The organism is Sodalis sp. RH15 (genome assembly GCF_047324255.1).
In the GTDB taxonomy this organism is placed as follows: Bacteria; Pseudomonadota; Gammaproteobacteria; order Enterobacterales; family Enterobacteriaceae; genus Acerihabitans; species Acerihabitans ligni.
The window spans coordinates 1730150-1747574 of the sequence record NZ_CP178738.1 but is presented as its reverse complement, the minus strand read 5'-3'; the positions used below and the strand labels follow the sequence as shown (position 1 = coordinate 1747574).

The following is a 17425-nucleotide window of genomic DNA, read 5'->3' as shown; positions in this document are numbered from 1 at the left end:
GCCGGTAAGCAGGCGCATCACGAACTATGCCGAGCCTTGGTAAAAAGCCCCGTCAAACCGTCGGCGCTATGGGGGTCGCCAATATCCCGGCGGTACTCAAGGCCCGGCCTGCCTGCTGTAGCTGGTACATTTGGTAATAACGCCCCTGCTGTCGCAGCAGGAAATCGTGGGAACCCCGTTCTACCGCTTCGCCGCGATGCAATACCAGGATTTCATCGGCATCGACTATCGTGGACAGCCGGTGGGCGATAACCACCAGCGTCGTCTGCCGGCGGATGGTGGCCAGCGCCCGTTGGATTGCCTGCTCGGTGCCGGAGTCGATATTGGCCGTCGCTTCGTCCAAAATGAGGATTTCCGGCGTCGATACCATGACCCTGGCCAGCGCCAGCAGCTGCTTTTGCCCCACCGACAGCGTGTTACCCTGTTCGCCGAGCTCGGCATACAGTCCGTCGGGCAGCGCACGCACCAGTTCGGCCAATTGCACCTGTTCAAGGACCCGCCAGACCTGGGCTTCGGTGATATCCCGCCCCAGGGTGATATTGGTGAATACCGTATCCGCCATGACCACCGGATCCTGCTGGACGATAGCCACGCCTTGCCGGAGCACCCGGTGCGACAGGCTGTCGATGGAGCGTCCATCGAGCAGTAAGCGGCCCTCATCGATACGGTAGTACCCCATCATCAGATTGGCCAACGTACTTTTTCCGCTGCCTGTATGTCCCACCAGGGCGATAAAGCTGCGGGATGGAACGGTGAGCGAGACGTGTTTTATCACCGGCGCGCCGTCCCGATAGCCAAAGGTCAAATCACGGATGTCTATGCGTCCGCTGCACAGGGGCTTATCATCCGCGCCGTATTGCTGCCGGTGGCCATCCATCAACTCGAAGATACGCTCCCCCGCCACCACCGCCTGCTGCAGCATGGATTGCTGTGTAGTGAGTTCAATCAGCGGCTCGTTCAGCCGTCCCAGGTAGTTGATAAAGGCATATAGTACCCCTACCCCCACCGAACCTACCGGGCTGAAGCCAAACAGCATCAACAGGCCACACAGCACCAGGGCGGAGAGAAGGCTCAATAACGGCCGCAGGAGGAAACCCTCCAGCCTGAGCGTCTGCATGCGGGCCAGATAGTGTGAGTGGCTGGCTTCCGCCAGTTTTTTTCCGAATCGCTGCTGCTGCCGGAACTGCTGTATAACGGTCATACCGCTGATTGCTTCGTTAAAACCGTCATTGATATCCGCCAGATAGGCGCGCAGACGACGCACGATGGGTGTGCTGTAATATTGGTATATAGACATCACCAGCGCCACCACCGGGAAGATGACCAGCGCAACGCAGGCCATGCGCCAGTCCAGCGCGAACATGGCCACCAGCATGGCCACCACCAGCGCGATACAGCGCAGCCAGGTGGACATCACGGTTATATACAGATCCTTCACCACCTCGGTATCGTTGGTCACCCGGGAAATAAGCTGTCCCACCGGCTGGGTATCGAAGGTACTCAAGGGCTGTCGCAACGAAGCATCCATCACTTCGGTACGCAGCTGTTGCACTATGTCCAATGCCGTACGGTTAAACAGCAGGGCCTGAAAATAGCGCAGCGACGCGGAGATAAGCTGCAGCGCGATATATGCCAGGGCCAGCCCGGTCACCAGCAGCGCGGGGAAACGCTTAAGAGGCACCACGTGATCGATAAAATAACTGATGACCACCGGCCCGGCCACTTCCGCCGCCGCCGCCAGCCAGAGCATCACCACCGCCCGGATCAAGGGTTTGCGATAGGGCGCGCTGTAAGACAGCAATCGCCTCAAGGTGGGCCATTGGGTTTGCCATTTACGCATCGGCCGCCTCCGGCGCATCGGGATCGGCGGTCAGGGCCTCTTCCAGCTGCTGATAGCGGAACATATCCCGGTACCAGCCCGGCTGTTGCAACAGCCCGCGGTGTTGTCCCCGCTGGGTGACCGTGCCATGGGCCAGCACCAGGATATCATCCGCCGCATGGAGCGCTGACAGCCGATGCGCAATGATGATAAGGGTACGATCCTCGCCCCACTGGCGTAGGTTGCGCAGGATGGTATGTTCGGTGCGTCCGTCGACGGCGGACAGCGCGTCGTCCAGCAACAGGATTTCCGCTTCCAGCAGCAGGGCCCGGGCGATGGACAAACGCTGCTTTTGGCCGCCGGACAGCATAACGCCCCGTTCACCCACCTGGGTTTCGTACCCCTGCGGTAACCTGAGAATGTCATCATGCACGCAGGCCAGCTCAGCCGCCTGTTCAATTTGCCGTCGGGTGGCGTCCGGCCTGCCGAGGGCGATATTATGCGCCACGGTATCGGAAAACAGGAACGGCGTTTGACTGACCACCGCCAGACGCCCGCGCCACTCGTCAAGCTTGACGGACGGCAGCGGAATGCCGTGAAACCGGATCTCCCCGCGGGTAACATCGAAATGACGCTGGATAAGGGACAGCAGCGTGCTTTTACCGGCGCCGGTGGGACCGCAGATACCCAGCATTTTCCCTGGCGACAGCATCAGCTGGATATGGGTCAGGGTCGGCTGCAGGGTATGGGGATAGGTAAAACTGCCGATATCCACCTGCAGCGTTCCGCGCCCGGGAGGCAATGCGCTGATGCCGTCCGCGATTTCCGGCGCTTCATCGAGGGTCTGCCGTATACGGCTGTAGGCGGCGCTGCCCCGCTCGACGATATTAAACATCCAGGCCAACGCCAGCATCGGCCAAATCATCAACCCCAGATACATGATGAAACTGGTGAGCTGGCCAAGGGTCAGTAAATCCCGCATCACCATCCAGCTGCCGCCGCCGATGGCCAATAAATTAGAGAATCCAACCGTCAGATAAATGGTCGGGTCAAAACGGGCGTCGATACGCGCCACCCGCATATTCTTCGCGCCGGCATCGGCGGCCACCTGTACGAACCGGTCCGATTGGTAATCTTCCAGGCCGAAAGCCTTGATCATCCGGATACCGGTCAGGCTTTCCTGGGTCTGATTATTCAAGGAGGAGAAGGCGGCCTGCGCCGATTTGAAACGCCGATGCAGTTCATCGCCATTGTGTTTGACAATCAGCGCCATAATCGGCATCGGCACCAGGGACAGCAGCGTGAGCTGCCAACTGATCTGTACGCTCATCACAACCAGCACCGAGCAGCCCATTACCAGCGAATCCACCAGGGTCAACACCCCTTCCCCGGCGGCGAACACCACCCGATCCACATCATTGGTGGCGCGGGCCATCAAATCACCGGTGCGGTGGCGCAAATAGAAGCCGGGCAGTTGCCCACTGAGCAAACGGTAGAAACGGGCGCGCAGTTCCACCGCCAGCTGATATGACGCACCGAATAACAGTACGCGCCAGACATAGCGCAGCAGGTAGACCAGTACCGCGGTAAGGACCATGGCGCCGAGCCACAGCATGATCATATGGTTTGACGCCCGGTGTTCGGTCACGCCATCCACAATCACCCCCACCAGCTTGGGAGGGATCAACTGTAAAATGGCGATGACGATCAGCAGGACTACCGATCCCAGATAACGCCGCCATTCGCGACGGAAATACCAACCCAGTTGTGCAAATAATCTCACGAAATATTATTCCAGCATCATTTACCTGTTTGCCCCGGACCGATAACCGGGGCGGCTCAGGGGAACCCATTATAATGGCACTACCGTCGTATTTTTGATCTCTTCCATCGCAAAACTTGAGGTAACGTCAATCAGCCCCGGCACACCGTTAACCAGGCGCTTATAAAAATTATCGTAGCTTTTCATATCGGCAACCAGCACCCGCATCAGGTAGTCATACTCGCCGGCCATACGATAGAACGCCAGGACTTCCGGCATCTCTTTTACCAGGGCGACAAAGCTGTGATACCAGTCGCTATTGTGCTGTTGTGTTTTGATATGTACAAAGGCCGTAAGTGCCAATCCCAGTTTATCATGATCCAGCAAGGCCACTTTGGCGCGAATGAACCCCTCTTCCTCCAGGCGTTTGAGACGTTTCCAGCAGGGCGTGGAGGTTAAATTCACGGCTTCCGCCAGGGATTGTAATGACGTCGTACAATCCTGCTGCAGTAATGAGAGTAACGTGCGATCGGTTTTATCTAACATGGCGAGCTTCTGGAGAAAAACGTTCTCCCATAACACGGTATCAGGGAGAAAAAGGCAACTTTTTTTTCCCGCTTCCCCGCTATGCTGTGGTCATCGACACTTCGGGGGATATTATGAACCAGCAATGGGTTAAACAGGCTATCAGCGACATACAGGCTGACTTCCAGCGCTCGGCCGATACGCACTTGATACGCTTCGAGCTACCGTCGTTTCCCGGCATTTTTTTCTATTTGAAAGATGAAAGCACCCATCCTTCAGGCAGCCTGAAACACCGTTTAGCCCGTTCACTGTTCTTATACGGATTATGCAACGGCTGGATCAAACAAAACCGGCCCGTTATCGAGGCTTCCTCAGGCAGCACGGCGGTATCGGAAGCCTACTTTGCGCGGCTGCTGGGCCTGCCGTTCATCGCGGTCATGCCGGAGTGTACTGCCAGGCGAAAAATAGAACAAATCACCTTTTATGGCGGACGCTGCCATTTTGTCGGCCACAGCGGGCTGATTTACGAAGAGGCCACCAGGCTTGCCGAAGAATTGGACGGTCACTATATGGACCAGTTCACTTATGCCGAACGGGCCACCGATTGGCGGGGCAATAACAATATTGCCGAAAGTATTTTCCGTCAGATGGCCCGGGAACCCTTCGCCGAACCGGACTATATTGTGATGAGCGCCGGTACCGGCGGCACCTCGGCTACCCTGGGACGTTATATTCGTTATCAGGGACACGATACCCGCCTGGTGGTCACCGACCCTGAACATTCGGTATTCCATGATTATTATCATCAGCGCGACCCCCTGCTCACAGGCGACCAGGCCGGACGCATCGAAGGAATAGGACGGCCGCGGGTTGAGCCTTCTTTTATTGCCGATGTTATCCATCGGATGATCAAGGTTCCCGATGCCGCAAGCATCGCCGCCCTTTATTGGCTGGAGCCGATTTTAGGCCGCCGGGTCGGGGGCTCCACCGGCACCAATATGTGGGGCGTACTGCAATTAGCCCAGGAGATGCGGGCACAAGGCCGCCGGGGCGCTATCGTGACGCTGTTGTGCGATAGCGGGGAACGTTATCAGGACACCTACTACAACCCGGCGTGGGTAAGAGAACATATCGGCGATACGGCTCCCTGGGTGGAGATGTTACGTGATCTATAGCGGCACCGGGATACCTCCTGAATAAATCTCGGCTTTGCCCTGCGTCAAGAAGGCAGTAACATATCCTTTTGCGCAACACATGCAACGAGTCCAGTGATGAAACGAGCAGTAGTGGTTTTTAGCGGCGGGCAGGATTCCACGACGTGCCTGATACAAGCGCTCACGTTATATGATGAAGTCCATTGCATTACCTTTGATTACGGCCAGCGCCACCGGGCGGAAATTGACATTGCCCGCCATTTGGCGCAGGAGCTGGGTGCACGTGTCCATAAGGTTATCGACGCGGGATTGCTCAATGATTTGGCGATAAGCAGCCTGACCCGCGATAACATCCCGCTGCCCCACTACGACGATACCGCCGGCGACGCGTTGCCCTCGACCTTTGTGCCGGGACGCAACATTCTTTTTCTCACCCTGGCGTCCATTTATGCTTACCAGGTGGGTGCGCAAACGGTAATTACCGGGGTATGCGAAACGGACTTTTCCGGTTATCCGGATTGCCGCGACGAATTTGTGCAGGCGATGAACCAGGCGGTGAAGCTGGGAATGGCCCGGGATATAGAGTTCAAAACGCCGCTTATGTGGCTGAACAAGGCGGAAACCTGGGCGTTGGCTGATTATTATCATCAGTTGGACAAGATCCGCCACGATACGCTGACATGTTACAACGGTATCAAAGGCGATGGTTGCGGCGAGTGCGCCGCCTGCCATTTGCGGGCGAGGGGATTAGCTGAATATGAACAGGATCCGGAAAGGGTCGCCGCTGAAATGAAACGTAAAACCGGTCTTATGGATTAGCCGCCTGTTTCCATTGACCGCACCTTATTATTAACCAACCACCTTGGTTGATCGGCTTATCGGGTCAGAGGGACCAACCGCCTCCCTCCGAGCCTGAATCTTTCATTAAATAAACGACTCATTATTCGAACGAAGAATGCTTATTTTTTCTTGGATTTTTTCTTGGAAGTGGCATTCAGCAACGCCCGCAGTTTTTTCACTTCACTACTGGTAAAGGGTTGTTCAGTGATTTCTTGGGTGTGTTGATTATCGACGTCGGCGGCGACATGCTCCGTTGGCGCAGCGCTGTCCTCATTCAGGCTGCGTTCCAGCCTTGCGCCTATTTCTGCACTCATGGAAACGCTATTGCTCTCTGCCAAGGCTTTAATTCTTTCCTTGAGTTGCAGAGGAAGTTTGATTGTTAAGTTAGCTGTCTCACTCATCGTGCTTTCCTATTCATAGAAGAGCCACTAACTTAGGAAAGTTAGTTCCGGTTGTCTAGGCTGTCATAAAAATTTAATATTATTGTCAAAAATTTGCGACATATTGAGAGAATACATTTTAGCCGACTTTAAAAAAAAGCGCTTGTTAACTTATAGGCCAGAGAGCCTTTAAAATCAATACATTAAGTTGTTAAGCGCTTTAAATTAGCGGATTCACCCGCTGACGCAGCCGGGAGAACCCACAAATCTAATGTTAAATCAGAGCTCTAGTTGAGATTGGATCTTTTCGTAGGTTGCAGTTCCTATTCCCTTGACCTTTTTCAGATGATCTATTTTCTTGAAAGGACCGTGCTTTTCACGGTATTTGATAATTTCGCCGGCTTTGGACGGGCCGATGCCTTTCAAACCCTCCGCCAATTCCTCTGCGGTGGCGGTATTGATATTGACCTTTTCGAATTCATCTTCATCATCGGCAGTGCTATCGGCTTTATCAGACTTGCCGGCGCCTTCTCCTTCCGCCGCCGAGACGTCGGTTTGCGTGGATTTATCCTTTGCGTTGCCTTCGGCGTCGTCCTGCGGAGCCACGGCCGTTTGTGAATCAGCCCCCTGGACGACCTTATCTCCCGTTTGGGCAATAGGCAAATCCTGGCCGCTTGCCGTTGATGTGGCTTCGAGGTCCGGGGTTAGAGCATCGACCTCTGCTGATGAGTCGCCGCGCGTCGCTTTAGTCCCGCCTTCATCCTGCCCGGTATGGTGATGAGCTTCGGCAATGTGGCCGATGGCCGTCGTATCCTGGTCATCTCCCACCGTCGCATAGGCGCCAAGCGGCATGATAAATAAACCGGTGGACAGAATGATACCGAGGGTGCGTTTCCATGATGTATACATTGTGCTTTCTCCTTGTTTGCTTGCACGGGTGGCAGAATGCCCGAGGCGGGAGAAAGGGACAACCAGGGAATACCGAAGATGCAAAAGGCCCCATGCGGGACCCTTTGCCGTTACATCCTATGCGGGATTTTTATGACCGCTATTGCATTTGTGCGGCATTGCCCAATTTGATTTTGGCTTCACCGCGCAGGTTATTAAGCAGCGCATCGAAAGTCACGCCGGTCATGCCCTGATTCAACTGGCCGACAAACAGGCTGCGCTGCCGATCGTCAAGCTTGCGCGGAATGATCTCATCCAGTGCCAGCAGAACTATATTACCCTTGCCATCCTCGGAGAGGCCATAGGAGGATTTATTCGGCTGCGGTTGCGGCAGGGTAAAGACCGCTTGGCTCAACCGGTCGTTCTGCCGGGTGGAATCGAAGGTCTGCGCCTCGCCAAACGCCAGGTTCGCCGCCTTCAGGGCATCATCCCCTTTGCCCTGTTTCAAAGCCATCAGGATCTTTTCGGCGTCCACCCGGGCCTGCTGCGCCGCTTTCTGGCGTTTAACCTGCTGCTCCACCTGCGAGCGCACCGTATCCAGGGATTTGGTGGACTCCGGTTTATGCTCGGCGATACGCACGATAAAGGCCCGGTCGCCGTCCACGGTAATGACATCGGAATTATTGCCGGGGGCGCCGTTGGCGCCCAGCAGGGAACCGTCGAAGATGACCTGTTTCACCGGATCAAAATTCAGCCCGGCCGGAACGCTGTCGCGGCTGAACCAGTCGGTTTCGATAGCCTTGGTACCGGCGGCGGCTTCCGCCGAAGCCAGCGATTCGTTATCATTGCTGGCGGCATCACTTACTTTCTGCTGCAAAGCATAATAAGCATCCACCGCTTTCTCCTGCTTCACCTTCGCCGCGACGCTGTCATGCACCTCGGCCAGGGGCTTTACCTGCGCCGGTTGGACATCATCCAGCCGGGCAATCAAATACCCGACCGACGAGGTGATCACGCCGGAAAGCTGGCCTTTATCGTTGAGGTTGGCCTGTTTAAGTTCTTCGACGGTGGAGTCAGCCTCCATCCAGCCGATATCGCCGCCGTTTCTGGCGGAAATCACATCGGTGGATTTCTGTTTCGCCAGGGTGGCGAAATCAGCTCCCTGCTGCAGCTGCGCCAGGATGCCTTTCGCATCAGCCTCGGTTTTGCTTTGTATGATGCGGTAATGTTTCCGTGCCTGCTGGGTGAACTGATCTTTGTGCTGGTCGTAATAGGCCTGTACCTCGGCGTCGCTGACGGTGGTTTTATCCATCATCGAGGCGGCGTCCAGGGGGATATAGGAGACCTTAAAGGATTCGGGCAGGACGTAAGCGTTTTTGTTCTGATTGTAATTGTCCTGGATTTCCTGATCGGTGGCGGTCTGTGCGGCCACCAGGGTATCGATGTCCAGGGTCGCCAAGCGCGCTTTACGATCCTGAATAGCCAGCGACAGCAGGCGGGTGGTTTCGTCCGGCAGCATAAAACCGGTGCCCCCCATGCCCTGAATCAACTGTTGGGTCAATAGCTGTTTGCGCATCAGCTGCGCATATTGGTCGGGCGTCAATCCCATGCTGTTGATGATGGAGCGGTATTTTTCATTATCGAATTTGTTGTCGGTCCTGAACGCCGGGATGGCGAAGATCGCGTCTCTGATCTGGTCGTCGCTGGCCGCCAGACCCAGGGTCTGCGCATATTGGTCAAGCAAGGTTTCGTCTATCAGCTGGGACAAGACCTGCCGCCGCATCTGGAGCATATAACCTTCGTTGCCCGCCAGGGCCGAGAAGCTGTCGCCCAAGGATTCCTGCTGGCGATTACGCTCATTTTGCACCGCCTGCTCCAACTGGGCGCGGCTGATCTGCTGACCGTTGACCTTGGCGGCATAATCTCCGCCGCCGCCTATCAGATAGTTGCCTACCCCGGTCAGCACGAATGAAATGGCGACAATGGCCAGAATAATTTTGAGCACGACGTGATTTGCGGCCGCGCGTAAATTGTCCATCATAGTGTGACAACACTCCGCTGTAAAATGAATGAAACCCTGCGCGGCGGTGATATCCCGCTACACCCGTCATATTTCAAGCCGCAGGTGCGTTGGCCTTCCTGCAACTAGGATCATATAGGGTATATCATGCCGTCATCCGAGAGCGGCTGCGCGCTAAAGCTATTCCTCTGACAACAACGTTAGCCATCTGTCAGGAGAAAACAAAAAAGGCACATCGAAAAGATGCGCCCTGTATTCTACCCTACCCGTTCACTTGCGTCAGGTAATAGTTTGACGCAAAAAACAACGGTGCAACAATCAGTTGACAGCGTCCTTCAAACCCTTGCCGGCGCGGAAGCCGGGCACTTTAGCCGCTGGGATACTGATTTCTTTACCAGTTTGCGGATTACGACCGGTACGGGCAGAGCGTTCGCGAACCGTAAAAGTGCCGAAGCCGACCAATGCAACGTCATCTCCCTGTTGCAAGGTTTCGGTAACGGAACCAATAATTGCGTCCAATGCACGTCCGGCAGCCGCTTTGGAAATATCAGCACCTGCGGCAATTTTGTCGATCAGTTGTGACTTATTCACTCGTTCATCCCCTCTAAAATTCTCTTGTCGCGGCGGAATTTTCCTTAAACGCGACAGCGCAGCTGTTATACCAAGCCTGTTATGTACTGGCAAGTGTAACGCAATTACCGACCAGGCCAGACAGCTACCTAACTTAACGGTACAAAAAAAGGCTGGCAAGCGGGAATTCGCCTGTCAGCCTTATTTTTAACGCTATATGTTACATTGAGCCACTATTTTGCCGCCGCGGTCACTATCTCCATGCCAAAAGGCGAGTTTTGCAGGGCCAGCGTCAGCACTTCGTCGATACGCTGAACCGGGTGGATATCCAGATCGCGAATCACATTCGCCGGCATATCTTCCAAATCGCGTTTATTCTCGTAAGGGATCAATACGGTTTTAATCCCGCCGCGATGCGCCGCCAGCAATTTTTCCTTCAGACCGCCGATGGGCAGCACCTGACCGCGCAACGTTATTTCACCGGTCATGGCAACGTTAGCCCGCACCGGATTACCTGTCAGGCAAGAAACCAGGGCGGTGCACATGGCGATACCGGCGCTGGGACCATCTTTGGGCGTCGCGCCTTCCGGCACATGCACATGGATATCCCTCTTTTCGTAGAAATCGGCGGTGATGCCCAATTTATCCGCACGGGAACGCACCACGGTCAATGCCGCCTGAATCGACTCCTGCATCACCTCGCCCAGCGAACCGGTATAGGTGAGTTTGCCCTTGCCCGGCACACAGGCCGTTTCGATGGTCAGCAGTTCCCCGCCGACTTCGGTCCAGGCCAGGCCGGTAACCTGCCCTACGCGATTTTCGCCTTCGGCGCGGCCATAGTCGAAACGCTGCACGCCCAGATAGTCTTTGAGGTTATCGCCGTCGATATGGATATGCTTGATGGTCTTGTCCATCAGCAGCGTCTTCACCGCCTTGCGGCATAATTTGGAAATTTCCCGTTCCAGATTACGCACCCCGGCTTCACGGGTGTAGTAGCGGATAATACCGATCAGGGCGCTGTCTTCGATAGTCAGCTCACCCGATTTCAACGCGTTGCGTTCAATCTGTTTTTGCAGCAGATGCTCGCGGGCGATATTGAGTTTTTCGTCTTCCGTGTAGCCGGACAGGCGAATCACTTCCATACGATCCAGCAGCGGCGCCGGGATATTCATGGAGTTCGACGTTGCCACGAACATGACGTCGGACAAGTCGTAATCCACTTCCAGATAATGGTCGTTAAATGCCACGTTCTGTTCGGGATCCAGCACTTCCAGCAGCGCGGAAGAGGGATCGCCGCGCATATCCGAGGACATTTTATCGATCTCATCCAGCAGGAACAGCGGATTTTTCACCCCGACCTTGGACATCTTCTGGATAAGTTTACCCGGCATGGAACCGATATAGGTCCGGCGGTGGCCGCGTATTTCAGCCTCGTCCCGCACTCCCCCTAGCGCCATACGCACATATTCGCGCCCGGTGGCCCTGGCGATGGATTGCCCCAGAGAGGTCTTACCCACCCCCGGCGGTCCCACCAGACAGAGTATCGGCCCTTTTATCTTGCTGACCCGGCTCTGCACCGCCAGATACTCAAGGATACGTTCCTTAACCCGTTCCAGGCCGTAATGGTCTTTATCCAGTATTTCCTGCGCCTTCACCAAATCCTTTTTCACTTTGGTGCGCGCGTGCCAAGGCACCGAAAGCATCCAATCGATATAACCGCGCACCACTGTGGCTTCGGCGGACATCGGCGACATCATCTTTAGCTTTTGCAATTCCGCTTCGGTTTTTTCACGCGCCTCTTTAGGCATTTTCGCCGCTTCGATTTTGCGTTTCAGCGCTTCGTTTTCATCGGGTGCGTCGTCCATTTCACCCAATTCTTTCTGAATGGCTTTCATTTGCTCATTCAAATAGTATTCGCGCTGACTTTTTTCCATCTGCTTTTTGACGCGGTTACGGATCCGTTTTTCCACCTGCAGCAGGTCGATTTCCGATTCCATCATCGCCATCAGATATTCCAGCCGCTCCGTAACATCGGCCATTTCCAGAACCGATTGCTTGTCGCTTAATTTCAACGGCATATGCGCGGCTATGGTATCGGCCAAACGGGCGGCGTCATCAATACTGTTCAAAGACGTCAGTACTTCGGGCGGAATCTTTTTATTGAGTTTGATGTATCCCTCAAATTGATTGATCGCCGTACGTACCAGGACTTCCTGTTCACGCTCGTCTATTTCGGGGGTATCGAAATATTCAGCCTGGGCGGCAAAGTGTTCGCCGCTGTCCGACAAAGTCGTTATACGGGCGCGCTGTAAACCCTCAACCAGTACTTTTACCGTACCGTCGGGCAATTTCAGCATCTGGAGAATCGAAGAGACGGTCCCCACTGAAAAAAGATCGTTAATACCCGGTTCATCCGTAGAGGCCTCTTTCTGCGCCACCAGCATGATTTTTTTGTCGCTGTCCATGGCTGCTTCAAGGCACCGAATCGATTTCTCCCGCCCGACAAACAGCGGGATGACCATATGCGGATAGACCACCACATCGCGCAGAGGCAATACGGGGATTTCTATGCGTTCGGAACGCTCAGCATTCATAGAGCTCTCTCTTAGTTTAGCTTCCGCCAGGTTTAGGGGATTCGCAAAACTCGGCTTTTGCCAGTTTCAACAAATAGGTATCAGAGTATATGGGGGCAATTTTTTTACATTCAACGGGCAAGGTAATGGAAAACAAATGGGGGATAAAATCCCCCACATTAATTACTTTGTCGTTATTTCAGCGGCTTGCCGGCCTATTATTCACCGGAAGCCTGCTGTGCCTCATGTTTACCATAGATCAATAATGGCTCCGACTGGCCGTCAATAACCGACTCGTCGATGACCACTTTTTCCACGCTATCCTGCGAAGGCAGTTCATACATGGTTTCCAGCAGCGCGCCCTCGACGATGGAACGTAATCCACGCGCCCCGGTTTTACGGGCCATGGCTTTTTTGGCAATGGCCGTCAGCGCCTCGTCGCGGAATTCCAGCTCCACTCCTTCCAGATTGAATAATGCCTGGTACTGCTTGGTAAGGGCATTTTTCGGCTCTTTCAGGATTTGAATCAGCGCGTCCTCGCTCAATTCATTAAGGGTGGCAAGCACCGGCAGACGACCGATAAATTCAGGTATCAGGCCGAATTTGATCAAATCCTCCGGCTCAACCTTGGTCAGCAGCTGTCCTTCGGACGCCTTTTCGGCGCTGCCTTTGACCGTGGCGCTAAAACCTATGCCGCGGCCGGTATCGATACGCTGCTCAATGACTTTGTCCAGACCGGCAAAGGCGCCGCCGCAGATAAAGAGGATCTTCGAGGTGTCCACCTGCAGGAACTCCTGCTGCGGATGCTTGCGGCCTCCCTGGGGCGGCACGGCGGCAATGGTGCCTTCGATGAGTTTCAACAGCGCCTGCTGGACGCCCTCGCCGGACACATCACGCGTGATGGACGGATTATCCGATTTGCGGGATATCTTGTCGATTTCATCAATGTAAACGATGCCGCGCTGCGCTTTTTGCACGTCGTAATCACATTTTTGCAGCAGTTTCTGAATGATGTTTTCCACATCCTCGCCGACATAACCCGCCTCGGTCAGCGTGGTTGCATCCGCCATGGTAAAAGGCACATCCAGAAAACGCGCCAGCGTTTCCGCCAGCAGCGTTTTGCCGCTGCCGGTGGGACCGATCAAAAGAATATTGCTCTTGCCCAGTTCGATACCATTGGTGGTATCGCCGTTGCGCAATCGCTTGTAATGGTTATATACCGCTACCGCCAGGACTTTTTTTGCTTTCTCCTGGCCGATCACATAATCGTCCAGATGGTGGCGGATTTCATGGGGCGTCGGCAACGCGCTGCGTTCCCTGTGCGGGGCAACTTCCTTGATCTCTTCGCGAATAATGTCATTGCATAAATCGACGCATTCATCGCAGATATACACTGACGGCCCGGCGATCAGCTTCCGCACCTCATGCTGGCTTTTACCGCAGAAAGAGCAATACAGCAGCTTTCCTGAACCGTCTTTGCGCTTATCTGTCATCAGTAACCTCTTTCTCTAGTCTTGTCCCGCAAATCAACCACGGCGGCAACGCGACTGCTAAACGTAAAACCGGCGCGATGAGTGAATATGAGTCTACCCGAACACCTATACTCTAACTATAGTCTATGGGTATTCAGAATTTCGCCTCAATCGCGATGGTTTAATATGCCATCCACTAATCCGTAGTCTACCGCCTCATCGGCGGATAAGAAACGATCGCGTTCCGTGTCTTTCTCAATTGTTTCAAGCGGACGGCCGGTATGTTTGGCCATCAGTTCGTTCATGCGGGATTTCACCTTCAAAATCTCTTTCGCATGAATTTCAATATCCGTCGCCTGACCCTGGAAGCCGCCCAAAGGCTGGTGAATCATCACCCGGGAATTGGGCAGGCAGAACCGTTTACCCTTGGCGCCCGCCGTCAATAAGAATGCCCCCATGGAGGCGGCCTGCCCCATACAAATAGTGCTGACATCCGGCTTGATAAACTGCATGGTATCGTATATCGACATGCCTGCGGTGATAACCCCGCCCGGCGAATTGATGTAAAGATAGATGTCTTTCTCGGGATTCTCGGCCTCAAGAAATAACATCTGCGCCACAATCAGGTTCGCCATATAGTCTTCGACCTGGCCGGTCATAAATATGACACGTTCCTTCAGCAGGCGCGAAAAGATATCGTAAGAACGCTCTCCGCGTGAAGTCTGCTCAACCACCATCGGCACCAACGCCATGCGGGGTGCGTGTTGATCTTTTTCGCCACTGTATGACATTACCATCTCCTAGATAAATTTCTTTCGGCGCCATTCTTACCAATTCTACTTGAGATGAGGAACAATCACCACGTTCAAGCAGACGGATCGCCTTTTCGGTCGAGCGGATGTTATCAGCAGGGACGTATGCGTTTGGGCGTAATAATTCCCTGTAACCTTTAATTGGGGGGTCCGACCACGCTTTTCAAGCGCCGGCGCCTGTTCTTTCATTGGCTGCAACGTGAAAACCATCGTGCCGATATCTAACGGCGGCCGCTAAGTATCAAATAAGCATAACTATTTGCGCTAAACCGCCGCCCTTTATGAAGACGCAACGGATGCATAGAACAGCCTTGCGCAAATAAAAAAACCCGCCACCATAGGATGACGGGCCATTAATGATAAACACAGCGCCTGGTCTGGAGCAAGCCCCCGGCCAGACAGATTTATCATGCCGCGGTGGGTTGATTCATCAGTTCGCTGAACGTGGTGTTTTTTTCCACTACCTTAGCGCTGGCCAACAAAGCTTCAACCGCTTGCTCTTCCAAAGCCACGTTACGCATATTATTCATCATTTCCTGATTTTTTGCGTAAAACTCGATGACTTCGCGCGGGTCTTCGTATGCCGAGGCCATTTCCTCAATCAAGGTCTTGACCCGGTTTTCATCGGCTTTCAGCTCGTTGGTCTGGATCACTTCGCCCAGCAATAATCCAATTTTAACGCGGCGTTTAGCCTGTTCTTCAAACAGTTCGCGCGGCAATTCCAATGCCTGCTTTTCGTTGCCGCCGAAACGCTGGGCGGCCTGGCGGCGCAGGACGTCGATTTCACCGTCCACCAACCGCGCCGGGACATTGATGTCATTGGCGCTGATCAGTCCGTCGATAACCTGGTTCTTAACCCGGTTGCGAACGGCGTTTTTCAGCTCGCGTTCCATATTTTTACGCACTTCGGCGCGCAGGCCGTCGAGGGAGCCGTCAGGCACGCCGAAACGTTTGATGAAGTCTTCGGACAGTTCCGGTAATTCACGCTCTTCGACTTTTTTCAATACGATGGCAAACTTGGCCGCTTTGCCTTTCAGATTTTCCGCATGATAATCTTCAGGGAAATTGACGTCGATCTCGAAGCTATCGCCGGCTTTATGGCCAATCACGCCCTCCTCGAAGCCCGGAATCATCCGGCCCTGGCCCAGCGCGAGCACGAAATCAGCGGCTTTGCCGCCTTCAAATTCTTCGCCGTCAATGGTGCCGGTAAAATCAAGGGTCACGCGGTCTTCAGCGATAACGTCACGGTCGGTTTCTTTCCAGTCCGCCTGCTGCTTGCGCAGGGTTTCGAGCATCTGATCGACATCGGTGTCGTTAACCTCAACCACGGGCTTTTCGACTTCGATGGTATCCAGATCTTTCAGCTCAACTTCAGGATAAACTTCAAATTCAACATGGTAGGTAAAATCTTCCCCTTTCTTGTATTCGCCGGGGACATAGTCGGGCGAGCCGACCGGATTGATTTTTTCCTGGATAATGGCATCGACAAAGTTACGCTGCATCAGGTCGCCCAGTACATCCTGAAGTACCGAAGCGCCATAACGCTGTGCCACGATATTCATCGGCACTTTTCCTTTGCGGAAGCCATCAATGCGAACTTTTTTGGCGACGTTCACCAGTTCGCTTTTTACCGCTTGCTCAATGCTGTCGGCGGCAACGGTAATGGTTACGCGGCGCCCCAGGCCTTCAGTGGTCTCAACAGAAACTTGCATCTTGTTACCTCAAAAAATCACAGTGCTCGGTCAACTCCAGAAGCCGTTTTCAAAGAAGCGGTCATCCAGGTCCACTGACGTGAAAATGGCCTCTTAGAACCGGGAGGTCTGAGTGAACAGAAACCCGTTCCCCGTCGTCGTCAGAAGCATCCCGAATACATTCCGGAAATATAAGACGCGGCATTATAGCGGCATAGAGTTTATGAGTCGAGAACAGCGCGAAATTTGACACAAACCGCGAGCCGCCGCCCACAAAAATAAAAAAAACGGCCGGGCGGCCGTTCTGATTGCATGAATAATTTCAATATGGAAAAGGAGTAGACGAAGACTCTCATCAGGCCATCAGCCCCGCGCCGCGACAGGGCGGCGACGCCGGTACGGCATTTTGCAAACTGGCCCACTCTTTAAGGGTGTAGGTATGCAGGGCCAGGGCGTGCACCGGCCCGGCCAGTTCCTCGGAAAGAACCGCGTATAACGCGCGATGCCGGTTCAGGATCCGCTCGCCGGCAAAACGCTCGCTCACCATTATCACCTTGAAATGGCTTTCCGAACCCGCCGGCACGTTGTGCCGATAGCTCTCGTCGATGACCTCCAGATGGATAGGATCAAACGCTGCCCTTATTTTTGCTTCTATTTGCTCGCGGAACATGATTTTCTCCTTACTGCCTAGGCTGCGCGCTCAATATCGTCAATTAGAACTTTAGCCGACTTTTTATTAACTCATAGCACTAATATCATAAATATTTGTCTTAAAAAGCCGAAACTTCAACCCAGATGACCTGCGCTACGCTAAAGCGCCGGTAATGTGTTTTTTTGCCAACCAGGAAAATTGCGGGCCGGAAGAGCAACGTTAGCATAATTTAACGTGATTCTGATCTTCCCACCGCGAACGGCAATG

The 17425-nt window shown here is 54.0% G+C and carries 14 protein-coding genes; 2 read left to right on the top strand and 12 right to left on the bottom strand.

Annotated elements, in window-relative coordinates:
• Positions 1 to 52: 52 nt before the first annotated feature.
• The 3 genes from ACL2XO_RS08150 to ACL2XO_RS08140 form a co-directional block, all read right to left on the bottom strand.
• Positions 53 to 1840, bottom strand: coding sequence for a SmdB family multidrug efflux ABC transporter permease/ATP-binding protein (locus ACL2XO_RS08150; protein WP_413723640.1), 1788 nt, complete (start codon positions 1838 to 1840; stop codon positions 53 to 55).
• Positions 1833 to 3602 (bottom strand): SmdA family multidrug ABC transporter permease/ATP-binding protein, encoded by a 1770-nt coding sequence (locus ACL2XO_RS08145; RefSeq protein WP_413723639.1) that lies wholly within the window; start codon positions 3600 to 3602, stop codon positions 1833 to 1835. Before ACL2XO_RS08145 ends, ACL2XO_RS08150 begins: the two co-directional genes overlap by 8 nt.
• A gap of 69 nt (positions 3603 to 3671) precedes the next feature.
• Positions 3672 to 4127, bottom strand: a complete 456-nt coding sequence (locus ACL2XO_RS08140; protein ID WP_132922925.1) for an Lrp/AsnC family transcriptional regulator — start codon at positions 4125 to 4127, stop codon at positions 3672 to 3674.
• 113 nt (positions 4128 to 4240) lie between these two features.
• On the opposite strand from ACL2XO_RS08140, the gene ACL2XO_RS08135 reads away from it, so the two are divergent.
• Together ACL2XO_RS08135 and queC are read left to right on the top strand one after the other, a co-directional pair.
• On the top strand, positions 4241 to 5281 hold the full coding sequence (locus ACL2XO_RS08135; protein ID WP_413742527.1) for a PLP-dependent cysteine synthase family protein: 1041 nt from the start codon (positions 4241 to 4243) through the stop codon (positions 5279 to 5281).
• Between the two features lie 96 nt (positions 5282 to 5377).
• The gene (gene queC / locus ACL2XO_RS08130; RefSeq protein ID WP_413723637.1) at positions 5378 to 6079 is read left to right on the top strand and encodes a 7-cyano-7-deazaguanine synthase QueC; all 702 of its coding nucleotides are present in this window, start codon (positions 5378 to 5380) and stop codon (positions 6077 to 6079) included.
• Positions 6080 to 6219: 140 nt separating this feature from the next.
• Here the strand turns inward: queC and ACL2XO_RS08125 are convergent, their stop codons facing one another.
• From ACL2XO_RS08125 to bolA, 9 genes are all read right to left on the bottom strand, one after another.
• Entirely contained in the window at positions 6220 to 6501 is a 282-nt protein-coding gene (locus ACL2XO_RS08125) for an Arc family DNA-binding protein (RefSeq protein WP_132922928.1), read from the bottom strand.
• Positions 6502 to 6759: 258 nt separating this feature from the next.
• Positions 6760 to 7389 carry a ComEA family DNA-binding protein gene (locus tag ACL2XO_RS08120; protein ID WP_413723636.1) on the bottom strand — a complete coding sequence of 210 codons (630 nt, stop codon included), beginning with the start codon at positions 7387 to 7389 and terminating at the stop codon, positions 6760 to 6762.
• 139 nt (positions 7390 to 7528) lie between these two features.
• Positions 7529 to 9409, bottom strand: a complete 1881-nt coding sequence (gene ppiD, locus ACL2XO_RS08115) for a peptidylprolyl isomerase (protein WP_413742526.1) — start codon at positions 9407 to 9409, stop codon at positions 7529 to 7531.
• 297 nt (positions 9410 to 9706) lie between these two features.
• Positions 9707 to 9979 (bottom strand): nucleoid-associated protein HU-beta, encoded by a 273-nt coding sequence (hupB, locus tag ACL2XO_RS08110; RefSeq protein ID WP_132922930.1) that lies wholly within the window; start codon positions 9977 to 9979, stop codon positions 9707 to 9709.
• 212 nt (positions 9980 to 10191) lie between these two features.
• Positions 10192 to 12552 (bottom strand): endopeptidase La, encoded by a 2361-nt coding sequence (gene lon / locus ACL2XO_RS08105; protein WP_165934156.1) that lies wholly within the window; start codon positions 12550 to 12552, stop codon positions 10192 to 10194.
• A 197-nt stretch (positions 12553 to 12749) separates the two neighbouring features.
• Entirely contained in the window at positions 12750 to 14024 is a 1275-nt protein-coding gene (clpX, locus tag ACL2XO_RS08100; protein WP_132922932.1) for an ATP-dependent protease ATP-binding subunit ClpX, read from the bottom strand.
• 146 nt (positions 14025 to 14170) lie between these two features.
• Positions 14171 to 14794 (bottom strand): ATP-dependent Clp endopeptidase proteolytic subunit ClpP, encoded by a 624-nt coding sequence (gene clpP, locus ACL2XO_RS08095; protein WP_132922933.1) that lies wholly within the window; start codon positions 14792 to 14794, stop codon positions 14171 to 14173.
• Between the two features lie 428 nt (positions 14795 to 15222).
• On the bottom strand, positions 15223 to 16527 hold the full coding sequence (gene tig / locus ACL2XO_RS08090) for a trigger factor (RefSeq protein WP_132922934.1): 1305 nt from the start codon (positions 16525 to 16527) through the stop codon (positions 15223 to 15225).
• A gap of 334 nt (positions 16528 to 16861) precedes the next feature.
• Positions 16862 to 17179, bottom strand: a complete 318-nt coding sequence (gene bolA / locus ACL2XO_RS08085) for a transcriptional regulator BolA (RefSeq protein WP_207918049.1) — start codon at positions 17177 to 17179, stop codon at positions 16862 to 16864.
• Positions 17180 to 17425: the final 246 nt, after the last annotated feature.